Genomic DNA, 12,817 nt, shown 5'->3' on the forward strand with positions numbered 1-12,817 from the left:
CGGCGCCCCGGAGCACTGATCTCGGGACGCCGCTCGGTGGGCAAATGGGGGCCGACCCGGAGACCTCCGGGGGAAGGGGACCCCGGGCCGGCCGGGACGCCGGTACGGGCTCCCGACCAGCGTCCCTGCACGGAGACGGTAGGAGAGATCACCACGAGCCACGGGGACAGACCGTCCCCGTGGGACACCTACCCGCCGACGCCGATCGCCAGCGCGAGTTCCCGGGCGTCCTCGCCGACGGTGCCCCGACGACCGGACAGCTCGATCACGGCGACCCGGGCGTCCGGCCGGTGCCGCACGGTGTCGACGCTCTCCCGCAGCGCCCGGCCGAGCAGATGAACGGCGGCGACCTCCTCCCGCCGGAGCAGGTGCGCCCGCGCGGCGTCGACCAGGTGCGTGGCCCGGCGGGTCCGGGACGGCAGCGCCGAGTAGTCCACCTGGTCGGCCCGGCGGACCGCCTCACCCGGGCGCACAAGGTCGATCTCCACCGTGACGCCGTACGCGTCGACGGCGGCCGGGCCGAACATCAGCCAGGGGTGTGCGTAACCGGCGCCGAGCCGGCCGGCGGTCTCGTCGGCCAGGTCCCACGCCCGCCACGCCTGCCCGGCGCGTCCGGCCTTCGCGTGCCCGAGCGCCAACCCGAGCTGGAGCTGCCCCCACCGGGCCGCCGTCCCGCCGCCAGTGGCCGGGTCGAGCAGGGCCGCAGCATTGGTCAGCACCTGCTCGGCGGCGTCGACCTGCGCCGAGGACCGGTAGACGTGGGCGTAGTACCAGGCAGCGACCGCGACCGCGCCCGGGGCGTCGGCATCCTGCGCGGCCTGAATCGCCCGGTCGGCGGCGAGCCAGACCAGTTCCGGGTATGGCTGGTTGGCCATGTAGAGCTGCGCCAGGTGGTAGACGCGGGCCAGCTCGACCAGGGCGGCCCGCCGGTCGGTCCCGTCGAGCCGGCGCACCGACACCCGTGCTTCGTCGAGCAGATCGGGAAGCACGGCGGCGACCGCACTCCGCTCGGTGGTCGACCGGTGCCAGAGGCTCCACGCCTGATCCACTCGGCCGCGCAGGGCAGCGGCCGGGGTCGGGGCGCCGGCCGACAGGGTGGTCCGCTGCATCGCCGTGGCGACCTTGTCGATGGCGGGGTGGCCGGCCCGGGTCACGGAAGTGACCGGCACCGCCTGCTCGCCGGTCAGCTCGGCCAGGTCGCCGATGTCGAGCACCTCGGCGAGGCGGATCAGCATCGGAAGCCGCGGGGTGAGCAGCCGGCCGTTCTCTACCGCCTTCACCCAGTCGGCGGATCGCCCGACGAGTCCGCCGAGAACGGCTCGGCTCTTGCCGGCGCGTTCGCGGTGGGCACGGAGTCGGGCACCGAAGGTCGCGGGCTCGGTCATCGTGGCTCCCAGGTAGAGGACTGGGCGGCGGCCCCGGCCTCTACCCCGGCAGGCCGCCACCTTGGACGGTACACCCGTGCGTGCGACGGATCACTGGCGACGGCCCTCGATCCGCCGAGTTCGACCAGGCACACGCTGACCCGACCACAAGCCCGTCGACGGACAGCGGGAGCAGGTACGGGGGTCGCCCTGCTCCCGCTCGGCCGGCACCGGATTCACCCGGTCGGGGTGAGCGGGTCTCACCCCCGCAAGGGCGAGCATGGCAAGGGTGGGCAGTAGCCGAGACGGGACGGGGGATCAGTCGTGCCGAACAATTCGTACTCGGTCTTCGAGTCGTCGATGGACAAGACCAACCTCATCCTCAAGGACATAGAGCAGGCGTACGGGTGGCCGAAGGAGCGCCGCAACCAGTCGTACGCTGCGCTGCGGACCGTACTGCACCTGCTCCGGGACCGGCTGCCGGTGCAGGAGAGCGCGCATTTCGCGGCCCAGTTGCCGCTGATCGTCCGGGGCATCTACTTCGAGGGCTGGGATCCGAGCGTCGTTCCGATCAAGCTGAACCGGGAGGAGTTCCTCTACGAGGTGCGCGCCGGCTTCCCCTTCGACGTCGAGGGTGGCCCGGCGACCGTGGTGAACACGGTGCTGCACGCGTTGCGGCGGCACGTCACCGAGGGCGAGTGGGACGACGTCAGGTCGAGCATGCCGAAGGACCTCGCCACGATCATGTCGTAGGTAGGGTCGTTCACGGCGCGCGGCCGATCGGGACGTCACGGCGGCGGGCGAGCCCGGCCAGCGCGGCCGCGTCGGCGAGCGCCGCGCCGCCCGGGTCGTTGTTGAAGTAGACGAAGACCGGCTCTGCGCCGGAGAAGGCCGCGCCGATCCGGTCCAGCCAGGAGCGCAGCGCGGTCCGGCCGTACCGGGGGCGCGGCTCGGCGCGGCCCTCGTGCAACCGGAGGTAGCCGAAGTCGGCGGTACGCCACAGCGGGGTGACCGGTCGGCCGCCCCGGTCCGCCCAGCAGAGCGCGGCACCGTGCCGCTCCAGTACCCGTCGGGTCTGCTCCGTCCACCAGGACGGGTGCCTCGGCTCGACCGTCACCCGTACGCCGGGCGGAAACCGGGCGAGCATCTCCGACAGCGCCGGCAGGTCGGCCCGGAGGTTCGGCGGTAGTTGCACCAGCACCGGGCCGAGCCGGTCGCCGAGGGCGGTGGCCCGGTCGAGGAACCGGGCCACCGGTTCGGCAGGCTCCCGCAGTCGCTTGATGTGCGTCAGGTAGCGGCTCATCTTGACGGCGACGCAGAAGTCGTCCGGGGTGCGGGCCCGCCAACCGGCGAAGACGTCCCGCTCGGGCAGCCGGTAGAAGGCGTTGTTCACCTCGACCGTGCCGAAGTGCTCGGCGTAGTGCTCGAGCCAGCGCCGCTGCGGCAGGCCGGCCGGATAGAACCGGTCGCGCCAGTCGCGGTACTGCCACCCGGACGTGCCGAGAAGAATCATCTCCGGCAGTATGCCGGCTCACCCCGCCCGTCCGCCCGGCGAGCGCGGTCAGTGCGGCGAGCGCGGCCCGGCGCCCCCGCCGACCGGGGCGCCGGGCCGGCAACTCAGTGCAGGGTCACCTCGGCGACGAGCGTGCGGTGCCGGTCGACCCGGCGCTCCGGACCGGTCAGCCGGACCGGGACGGTGTGCCGGTGAGCGGTGCTGGAAGCGGAGATCCGCAGCTCCAGGTCGCCCGGTTCGACCACCCGGTGGCCGAGCCGGCCGGTGAACGACGAGAGGTCCGCGTGCACCCGGAAGTGCACCTGCCGGCTCTGGCCCGGCTCCAGGGGGACCCGGGCGTACCCGATCAGCCGGACGACCGGCCGGGTCACCTGGGCCACCGGGTCGTGCAGGTAGAGCTGCACCACCTCGGTGCCCGGCCGCTCGCCGTCGTTGCGTACGGCGACCGAGACGTCGACCTCACCGTCGGTCGGCACCTCCACCGGGCGTCCGCCGACCTCGGCGCCGTTCACCAGCACCTCGGGCCAGCTGAACTCGGTGTACGACAGGCCGTGGCCGAACGGGAAGAGCGGGGTCGGGTCGACGCTGCTCACCTCGGTGCGGTGCCCCAGCGCCGGGGCGAGGTAGGTGTTCGGCTGGCCGCCCGGCTGGCGGGGGACGCTCACCGGCAGCCGGCCGGAGGGGCAGACCGCGCCGCTGAGCACCCGCGCCACCGCGGGCCCGCCCTCCTCGCCGGGGAAGAACGCCTGGACCACCGCTGCCAGCCGGTCGATCGAGTCGCCGAGCGGGTACGGTCGGCCGGCGAGCAGCACCAGCACCACCGGTGTCCCGGTCCGCAGCACCGCCTCCAGGAGCGCGGGTTGGGCGCCGGGCAGTCGCAGTTCGGCGACGTCGCTGCCCTCGCCGGAGGTGCCCTTGCCGAAGAGTCCGGCCCGGTCGCCGAGTACCGCGACGCAGAGGTCGGCCTCGGCGGCGACCTCGGCCGCCGCGCGGATCGTCTCGGCCTCGAAGTCGGCGGAGCCGTCGACGGTGCAGCCGGCGGCGTACTTGATCGGGGCGTCCGGCAGCTCGGCCCGCAGCGCCGCCAGCAGGGTCGGGATCTCCACCCCGTCCCGCAGCTCCGGATGCTGACTGCCGACGTGGCTGGGGAAGGTGTAGCAGCCGAGCATCCCGTCGACGCTGTCGGCCAGCGGCCCGACCATGGCGATCCGGGCGTCCGGGCGCAGCGGCAGCGCACCGGTGTTCGCCAGCAGCACCACCGACTCCTCGGCGAGTTGCCGGGCGAGGGCCCGGTTGGCCGGCGGGTCGAGGTCGATGGAGCCCTCGGCGACGGCGGATCCGTCGGCGGTGCCGGCGAAGGCGGGCGGCAGCGGCGACCAGTCGGGGTCGAGGAGGCCGAGCCGGCACTTCTGCCGCAGCACCCGGGTGACGGCCCGGTCGACCAGCGCCTCGGGCACGGTGCCGGCCCGGACGGCCTCGATCAGCGGGGTGCCGTAGCAGTGCGCGGCCGGAAGCTCGACGTCGACCCCGGCGGTGAGGGCCAGCACGGCCGCGTCGGTCAGGTCGGCGGCGACGCTGTGCAGACGTTGCAGGAAGCTGATCCCGAAGTAGTCGGCGACGACGGTGCCGGTGAAGCCCCAGCGGTCCCGGAGCAGCTGGGTGAGGAGTTCCGGGTCGGCGGCCGGCGGCACGCCGTCGATCTCGGTGTAGGCGTGCATCACCGCGCCGGCGCCGCCGTCGCGCAGCGCCATCTCGAACGGCGGGAGCAGCACGTCGGCGAGTTCCCGCGCGCCGACCGCGACCGGGCCGAAGTTGCGGCCGGCCCGGGAGGCGGAGTATCCGACGAAGTGCTTGAGGGTGGCGACGATCCCGGCGGACTCCAGGCCCCGGACGTACGCGGTGCCGATGGTGGCGACGAGGTAGGGGTCCTCGGCGATCGACTCCTCGGTACGTCCCCAGCGCGCGTCCCGGATCACGTCGAGTACCGGAGCCAACCCCTGGTGGACGCCGACCATCCGCAACGACGAGCCGATCTGCGCCGCCATCCGCTCGACGAGTGCCGGGTCGAAGGTCGCGCCCCAGGCCAGCGGCGTGGGATAGACGCTCGCCTGCCAGGTCATGAATCCGGTCAGGCACTCCTCGTGGGCGATGGCAGGGATGCCGAACCGGTTGGCGGCGACGATCTCCTCCTGCATGCGGGCGAGTGCCCGCGCGCCGAGGGCGGGGTCGATCGGTGCGGTGCCGAACGGCCGGGTGAGCTGGCCGAGCCCGGCGCTGATCACCCCCCGCCAGTCGGGCGCCTCGCTGGTCATCTCGTGCTGGTGCGGGGCCAGGTCGTCGCCGGTCGAGTCGCCACCGACCCAGACGCCGTACAGCTGCGCCGCCTTCTCCTCCAGCGAGAGCCGGCTGAGCAGGTCCTCGACCCGCTGCTCGACCGGCAGCGTCGGGTCCTGCCAGCGGGGTGGGGAACCGGGAGCGAGATCGTGCCGGGGACTGTCGCCGGCTGCCGCACCGTCGGTCCCGGTGGCGCTGGGCTCTCCGTGGTGCGGATGCCCGTCGTGCACCCCGGTGACCTCGAGCCGCCCGATCTCTGTCGTCGTTGTCCGACGACCGTCGGCGGCGTTGCGGTTGCTGCTCACGAGCAGCCTCCTGTCGGTTGTTGCTGGCCTCTTCGCACGCCCGCCGCGCGTCTGTGCGGCGGGGTTGGGACGCGGGCGTACGTACTTCCGACATGTTTCCGGAAAGTCCGGCCCGCGTCGAGAGGGTACCCGGCCCGAAGTAGCTCGCAGGTTTCCGGACGGCGTCGGCCTTGACCGCCGGTTCATCCAGTCGTAGCGTGCGCCACATCAGGGCGAATTATCGGACCGGCTCCGAAATTTTTGCGGGCCGTCCGATTCCGTCCGGTGTCGGATCCCGCTCGCCGATGGGCGCGCGGTACCCGGCGGAGGTGCGGAGGGGACAGACCGATACGGCGACCAGCAACAACGGGCACCGTATCCCACCTCGGCGACCCCGGCGACGTGATGATCATCTCCCCTTCGGGCGGGTGGGGATGAACGCCGGGGGGCGTCGGGGACGCGGGCGAGTCGGCCGGGCGGGGACCGGCTCGCCCGTCCCGCTCGCCGGTCCGCCGCACCGATCGGGCGAGGGGGCCGCCGCACCGATCGGGCGATGGGATCCGATCCCGGCTCGTGGACCTCCGCCGATACCGATGATATATTGACGTCGATCTCTGCCTCGGTGGGCGACGGTGCCCGCCTGTCCTGCTGGAGGTGTGGCATGAGAAGTCGGCTTCTCGTTCCGGGCGCGGCCCTGGCGGTTGTGTTGAGCGGAGCGGGGTTCGCCGCGGCGGGCACGGCATCGGGCCCGGACGACGGGGTCGGGGTCTTCGCCGCCGGTGAATTCGACTTCAGTCGCCCGCAGACCGTCGCCAGCAACCTCCAGACACCCTGGGGGCTGGCCTTCCTGCCCGACGGCAGTGCGCTGGTGGCCGAGCGGGACAGCGCCCGGGTCCTGCAGGTGCGCCCCGGGCAGAGCCCGCAACAGGTCGCCACCATTTCCGGAGTATCGCCCGGCGGCGAGGCCGGGCTGCTCGGACTGGCGGTCTCGCCGACCTACGCCACCGACCGCTACGTGTACGCGTACTTCACCTCGTCGAGCGACAACCGGATCGTCCGGTTCCGGCTCGACGCGGCACAGACCCAGACGCCGATCCTCACGGGTCTGGCCCGGGCCAACTTCCACGACGGTGGCCGGATCGCCTTCGGCCCCGACGGCATGCTCTACGCGGGTGTCGGCGACGCCGGCCAGACCGCCAACTCGCAGAACCCGTCCAGCCGCAACGGCAAGATCCTCCGGATGCGACCGGACGGCAGTGCCCCGCCGGACAACCCGACCGCCGGTTCGCTGGTCTACAGCCTTGGCCACCGCAACGTGCAGGGGCTCGCCTGGGACGCCCAGGGGCGGCTCTACGCCAGCGAGTTCGGCCAGAACAGCTGGGACGAGGTCAACTACATCGTGCCCGGCGGCAACTACGGCTGGCCGACCGTGGAGGGCCGGGGCAACGACCCCCGGTTCCGGGATCCGATCGTGACCTGGACGACCGCCGAGGCGTCACCGAGCGGTGCGGCGATCGACGGCAACATGCTCTTCGTCGCCGCCCTGCGCGGCACCCGGCTCTGGCAGGTCCCGCTGAACGGCAGCGGCGGGGTGGCCGGTAACCCGGTCGCGCAGCTCACCGGCCAGTACGGCCGGCTGCGTACCGTCGAACGTGCCCCCGACGGCTCGCTCTGGGTCACCACGAGCAACCGGGACGGGCGGGGCTCACCGGCCGCCAGCGACGACCGGATCCTCCGGTTCCCGCCGATCGGGTCGACCCCGCCCCCCACCGCGACCACCGGGCCGCCGACCACACCGCCCAGCACACCGCCAGCCACGCCGACCGTTCCGCCGACGGTCCCGCCGACCACCACCCCGCCGCCGGGCACCGGCGCCTGCACGGCAACCTACCGCCAGGTCAACCAGTGGCAGGGCGGCTTCCAGGCCGAGGTCACGGTGCGCAACAACGGCACCGCCACGCTGAACGGCTGGACCGTACGCTGGACCTTTGCCAACGGGCAGACGATCAGCCAGCTCTGGAGCGGCACGCTGACCGCCAGCGGGTCGTCGATCACGGTCCGGAACGTGAGCTGGAACGGATCGATCGGCCCCAACGGCTCCACCACCTTCGGCTTCAACGGCTCCTGGAACGGCACGAACACCCCACCCACCGACCTCACCTGCACCAGCCCCTGAGCGTCGCTCGTCAGGAAGGACCCCCGCGACAGAAAGGTCATGCGGGGGTCCTTCTCTCACCCGGGTCCGGGGTGCGGTGAGCGGACCGGGGTGGCGGTCGCCAGTGCGGCGACGGCGACGCAGCCGAGGCCGGCGGCGAGGCAGACCGGTGCGGTGCCGTACCGGGCCACCGCGCCGGTGAGCACGGCGGCACCGAGCGGCCCGAGCGCGGAGTGCAGCGTCCAGAACGCCGAGGTCACCCGGCCGAGCAACGGCGCCGGGGTGACCTGCTGGCGCAGCGACAACGAGCAGATCCCCGCCATGCCGGCGCCGAACGCGTAGCCGGCCACCAGGAGGGCGAGCGCCGGTACGTCCCGGGTCAGTCCCGCTCCGGCCACGGCCAGCCCGCCGAGTGCGTACGCCCCGATCCAGCACGGGCCGAAACCCAGCCGGCGGCGGGCCGGCGCGACCAGCAGCGCCGCCGCGATCGTGCCGCCGGCCGCGGCGGCGAGGACGTGCCCGACAGCGCTGTCGGAGCGGCCCAGCTCGTGCTTGACGTGATAGATGAAGACGTCGGTCAGCCCGATGGTGAGGAAGGTCAGGAACGACAGCAGGATCGTCAGCGTCCGCAGCACCGGATGCCGCCAGAGGAACCGCACCCCGACCAGCAGGTCGGACCGGGGAGCGAGTCCCGCCCGGGTTGCCGGAGCCGACGAGGAGCCCGCCGGGACGCGGAGCCGGACGAAGAAGAGGCCGAGCGCGGAGAGGGCGAAGGTGCCGGCGTCGACCGCCAGCGCGGCGGCCGGCCCGACCGCGCCGGATAGCAGCCCGGCGAGCACCGGGCCGACGACCCCGGCCGCCGCGTACGTCGCATAGAGCTGGCCGTTCGCCCGGGTGATCTGGGCCGGGTGATCTGGGCCGGGTCGACCAGACCGGACCAGAAGAGCGGGAAGTCGCGGTCGCGCCAGAGTGCCTTCGGGGTCGCCCCGACGCCGGTCACCGTCCGGAACTGGCCGAGCGGGGCAGCCCTCGCAGCGTGTCGACGATCCACTCCTCGGCCCGGTCCCGGGTCACGCCGAGCCCCACCAGGATCCGGGCACCCGGCTCGTCCTCGGCGGCCAGCAGACCGAGCAGGATGTGTTCGGTGCCGACGTAGTTGTGGCCGAGCCGCAGCGCCTCCTGGAAGGTGCGGTCCCGGACCCGTTTGGCGCCGGGGGCGAACGGCAGGTGCTCCGGCACCGCACCCGGCTGCCGGTCGGGGGGTGCCGTGCTCGTGCGGTCATCGGCCGTGCTCGTGCGGTCCTCGGTGGCGCGGGCCCCGGCCCGGATCGCCGCGGCAGAGACTCCCAGCGCCGTGATCGCCCGACCGGCCAGACCCTCGGGTTCGTGCAGGATGCCGAGGAGCAGGTGCTCGGTACCCACCTCGGCGCTGCCGGCCTCCCGGGCCTCCGCCTGGGCCTGCCGCACCACGTTCCGGGCCCGGTCGGTGAACCGAGCGAAGGCGCTGGCCGGAATCGGCTCGTCCTGCTCGGACCTCCGGGTGACGAAGCGTTTCTGCACGGCCTGCTTGGTGACGCCCATGCTCTGGCCGATCTCCGTCCAGGACGCGCCGGACCGGCGGGCCTGGTCGACGAAGTGCCCGATCAGGTGGTCGGCGAGGTCGCCGAGGTACTCGCCGACCAGCACCGCGTCCGAGAGCCGCTCCAGGGCGTCGCTGCCCGGGTGCTGGCGGTGGACGTACTGGATGAGGTCGTCGAGGCGTACCGGAAGTCGCTCCATGCGTCAACCGTAGGTTGACGAGTCGTCGTTCGTCAACCGTTGGTTGACCCCGACGGGCGTTGTTGCGAAGTGGGGCAGTCGGCCGATGTGCGGGATCGGTGCGCGGCGTCAGGCCGGTACGGCGCCGGAGGACGCCTCCCGCATCCCCCGGACCGCGAGCTGGTCCGCCCGCTCGTTCTCGGGATGCCCGGCGTGCCCCTTCACCCAGTGCCACCGCACCTGGTGACCGGTGGCGGCCGCCTCCAGTCGCCGCCACAGGTCGGCGTTCTTGACCGGCTGCTTCCCGGCGGTCTGCCAGCCGTTACGCTTCCAGTTCGGCAGCCACCTGGTGATGCCGTCGCGGACGTAGGTGCTGTCGACGTAGATCTCCACCGTCACCGGCCGGGTCAGGCTCTCCAGGGCACGGATCGCCGCCATCAGTTCCATCCGGTTGTTGGTGGTCGCCGTCGCCTCGCCGCCGTAGAGTTCCCGCTCCCGGGTGCCGTACCGCAGCACCGCGCCCCAGCCACCCGGGCCGGGATTTCCGCTGCACGCGCCGTCGGTGTAGATGTTCACGAGCTGCTCGGCTCCCTGGTCTGTCACCCCGGCACGATATCGGGCGCGTTCCGGGCACGGTCACCACACCCAGCAGACGTGCGGGGCTTCCCGGCGGGAGTGTGGCGGTCTACAGTGCGAAGAACTTTCATGTCCTAGGGGTGTGGGATATGGCGTTCGCCTGGGGCGTCTCCACGTCGGCCTACCAGATCGAGGGCGGGGTCACCGTCGGCGGCCGCGGTGCGTCGATCTGGGACACGTTCAGCCACGAGCCCGGCCGGATCCGCGACGGCAGCACCGGCGACGTGGCCTGTGACCACCTGCACCGATACGGCGACGACGTCGCGCTGATGGCCGGACTGGGCGTGTCGGCGTACCGCTTCTCCGTCGCCTGGCCCCGCGTCCAGCCGGACGGGACCGGCCCGGCCAACCCGGCGGGCCTGGCCTTCTACGACCGGCTGGTGGACGCGCTGCTGGAGAAGGGCATCGATCCGGTCCTGACGCTCTTCCACTGGGACCTTCCGCAGGCTCTGGAGGCCGGGGGTGGGTGGCTGGTCCGGGACACGGCGTACCGCTTCGCCGAGTATGCCGGGCTCGTCGCGGCGGCGCTCGGCGACCGGATCCGGCTCTGGATCACGCTCAACGAGCCGTTCATCCACACGACCCTCGGGTACGCCACCGGTGAGCACGCGCCCGGTCACGCGCACCTCTTCGACGCGCTGCCGGCCGCCCACCACCAACTGCTGGGCCATGGCCTGGCCGTGGCCGCACTCCGGGACCGGGGCGTGGCGGCGGTGGGCATCACCAACAACTACACGCCGGTGTGGCCGCAGGGGGAGACCGAGGCCGACCTGGCCGCCGCGGCGGCGTACGACGCCCTGCACAACCGCTTCTGCACCGACCCGCTGTTCGGGCGCGGCTACCCCGACCTCGGGCTCGATCCGCGCGTCGTCCGGGACGGCGACCTGGAGGTCGTCGCCGCGCCGCTGGACGCGTTGGGCGTCAACTACTACAACCCCACCGGGATTCGCGCGCCGGCGTCTCCGGAGAGCCCGCTGCCGTTCGAGATCGTGCCGCTGACCGGCTACCCGACGACCGACTTCGGCTGGCCGGTCGTCCCGGACGGGCTCCGGGAACTGCTCGTCGGACTTGCCGGCGAGTACGGCGACGCCCTCCCGCCGATCTACGTCACCGAGAGCGGCTGCGCGTACGACGGCATCGACGACCCGCAGCGGGTGGCCTATCTGGACGGTCACATCCGAGCGGTGCGCTCCGCGATGGCGGCGGGCGTCGACGTGCGCGGCTACTTCGTCTGGTCCCTGCTCGACAACTTCGAGTGGGCGGAGGGCTTCACCAAGCGGTTCGGCCTGGTGCACGTCGACTTCGAGACGCGGCGGCGCACCCCGAAGACCTCGTACACCTGGTATCGGGACGTCATCAGAGCCTCCCGATGACGGTCGTCCCTCCCGACGACGGCCCGAGCCTGACGACGAGGGTCGGCCCTCCGCTGCCGGCGGCGCTCGCCGAGCCCACCGCACCCGTCCGGCGCGGCTGGATCGTCCTCTTCTTCAGCGCGAACCTCGGGGTCTGGATGGCGTTCTTCACGCCCATCCAGGTCCTGCTGCCGACCCAGATCGAGCTGATCGACCCGGCCAACAAGGAGGCCCTGTTCGGCCTCGTAACCGGCCTGGGCGCACTCGCCGCGGTGGTGGCCAACCCGCTGGCCGGCGCGCTCTCCGACCGTACCTGCCTGCGGCTCGGAAACCGGGAGTACGGCCGGCGGCACGCCTGGACCCTGCTCAGCGCGATCCTCGGCGCGGCGTCGCTGGCGATCCTCGGCCAGCAGCGCACGATCGCCGGCGTCGCGGTGTGCTGGGTGCTCGCGCAGACCTGCTTCAACGCCGCGCTCGCCACGTTGACCGCCGCCGTCCCCGACCGGGTGCCGGTCGGGCAGCGCGGACGGGTCTCCGGATGGATCGGCATCCCGCAGTCGCTCGGCCTCGTCGTCGGGGCGGTCCTGGTCACCGCCGTGGTCACCGGCAACGCGGCCGGCTACCTGGCGCTGGCGGCGGTCGTACTGGTGCTGGCGCTCCCGTTCGCGCTGGTCACCCCGGACGACGTCCTTCCGCGTACGCACCGGCCGCCGCTCCGGCCTGCCGCCCTGCTCCGGAGCATGTGGATCAGCCCGCGTGCGTACCCGGACTTCGCCTGGGCCTGGGGCACCCGGTTCCTCGTCCAGGTGGGCAACGCGCTCGGCACGCTCTACCTGCTCTACTTCCTCGCCGACGGGGTGCGGTACGCCGACCCCGAGGGCGGTCTGCTCGTGCTCATCCTGATCTACACGGCCGGCATGATGACCACGGCGGTCACCGCCGGCCGGCTCTCCGACCGGTCCGGCCGTCGCAAGATCTTTGTCATCTGGTCCGGCGTGATCATGGCGGTGGCGGCGCTGCTGCTCGCGATCTGGCCGCTGTGGCCCACGGCCATGCTCGCCGCGGTGCTGCTCGGCGCCGGGTACGGCGCCTACCTCTCCGTCGATGCCGCGCTGATCACGCAGGTGCTGCCCCGGGCCACCGACCGGGCGAAGGACCTCGGCGTCATCAACATCGCCAACTCGGCACCCCAGGTGCTCGGGCCGGCGATATCCGCCCCGACCGTCGTCCACCTCGGCGGCTACCCGACCCTGTACGCCCTCACCGCCGTGGTCACCCTGCTCGGCAGCGTCTTCGTGGTACGGATCCGTTCGGTCCGCTGACCGCACACGGCGGCGCCGGCACGCCGGGTTGACGGCGGTGTGCCGGCGATGTCGGTTTGATCAGTTGCCCCGATTGAGCACGGGGTCGAGTTCCGTCGC

10 protein-coding genes are annotated in these 12,817 nt (G+C 72.9%); 4 read left to right on the top strand and 6 right to left on the bottom strand.

The features are described from left to right. Positions 1-188 precede the first annotated feature (188 nt). Entirely contained in the window at positions 189-1,385 is a 1,197-nt protein-coding gene (locus tag ACN28C_RS21845) for a helix-turn-helix domain-containing protein (protein ID WP_421493030.1), read from the bottom strand. Positions 1,386-1,724: 339 nt separating this feature from the next. Here ACN28C_RS21845 and ACN28C_RS21850 point away from each other — a divergent pair, with 339 nt between their 5' ends. After that, complete coding sequence (locus tag ACN28C_RS21850; protein WP_422774757.1) at positions 1,725-2,117, top strand: DUF2267 domain-containing protein; 393 nt, start codon at positions 1,725-1,727, stop codon at positions 2,115-2,117. A gap of 10 nt (positions 2,118-2,127) precedes the next feature. Here the strand turns inward: ACN28C_RS21850 and ACN28C_RS21855 are convergent, their stop codons facing one another. Both ACN28C_RS21855 and ACN28C_RS21860 read right to left on the bottom strand, forming a co-directional pair. Beyond that, on the bottom strand, positions 2,128-2,877 hold the full coding sequence (locus tag ACN28C_RS21855) for a DUF72 domain-containing protein (protein WP_422769403.1): 750 nt from the start codon (positions 2,875-2,877) through the stop codon (positions 2,128-2,130). A 104-nt stretch (positions 2,878-2,981) separates the two neighbouring features. Further along, a complete protein-coding gene (locus ACN28C_RS21860; protein ID WP_422769404.1) occupies positions 2,982-5,516 on the bottom strand; it encodes a glycoside hydrolase family 3 N-terminal domain-containing protein in 2,535 nt (844 codons plus the stop codon). A 640-nt stretch (positions 5,517-6,156) separates the two neighbouring features. Between ACN28C_RS21860 and ACN28C_RS21865 the strand changes: the two genes are divergently transcribed. Next, complete coding sequence (locus ACN28C_RS21865; RefSeq protein ID WP_422769405.1) at positions 6,157-7,671, top strand: PQQ-dependent sugar dehydrogenase; 1,515 nt, start codon at positions 6,157-6,159, stop codon at positions 7,669-7,671. A 56-nt stretch (positions 7,672-7,727) separates the two neighbouring features. Here ACN28C_RS21865 and ACN28C_RS21870 read toward each other — a convergent pair whose 3' ends face one another. The 3 genes from ACN28C_RS21870 to rnhA form a co-directional block, all read right to left on the bottom strand. Continuing rightward, positions 7,728-8,618: an MFS transporter gene (locus ACN28C_RS21870; RefSeq protein WP_422774758.1), complete on the bottom strand. Its 891-nt coding sequence runs from the start codon at positions 8,616-8,618 to the stop codon at positions 7,728-7,730. Positions 8,619-8,646: 28 nt separating this feature from the next. Further along, positions 8,647-9,429 (bottom strand): Clp protease N-terminal domain-containing protein, encoded by a 783-nt coding sequence (locus tag ACN28C_RS21875; RefSeq protein ID WP_422769406.1) that lies wholly within the window; start codon positions 9,427-9,429, stop codon positions 8,647-8,649. Positions 9,430-9,537: 108 nt separating this feature from the next. Then, a complete protein-coding gene (gene rnhA / locus ACN28C_RS21880; protein ID WP_422769407.1) occupies positions 9,538-10,011 on the bottom strand; it encodes a ribonuclease HI in 474 nt (157 codons plus the stop codon). Positions 10,012-10,133: 122 nt separating this feature from the next. On the opposite strand from rnhA, the gene ACN28C_RS21885 reads away from it, so the two are divergent. Together ACN28C_RS21885 and ACN28C_RS21890 are read left to right on the top strand one after the other, a co-directional pair. Next, positions 10,134-11,417 carry a GH1 family beta-glucosidase gene (locus ACN28C_RS21885; protein ID WP_422769408.1) on the top strand — a complete coding sequence of 428 codons (1,284 nt, stop codon included), beginning with the start codon at positions 10,134-10,136 and terminating at the stop codon, positions 11,415-11,417. Then, complete coding sequence (locus tag ACN28C_RS21890; RefSeq protein WP_422769409.1) at positions 11,414-12,718, top strand: MFS transporter; 1,305 nt, start codon at positions 11,414-11,416, stop codon at positions 12,716-12,718. The genes ACN28C_RS21885 and ACN28C_RS21890 overlap by 4 nt, the downstream gene beginning before the upstream one ends. Positions 12,719-12,817: the final 99 nt, after the last annotated feature.

The sequence above is a fragment of the Plantactinospora sp. WMMC1484 genome (assembly GCF_049315195.1).
Lineage (GTDB): Bacteria > Actinomycetota > Actinomycetes > Mycobacteriales > Micromonosporaceae > Plantactinospora.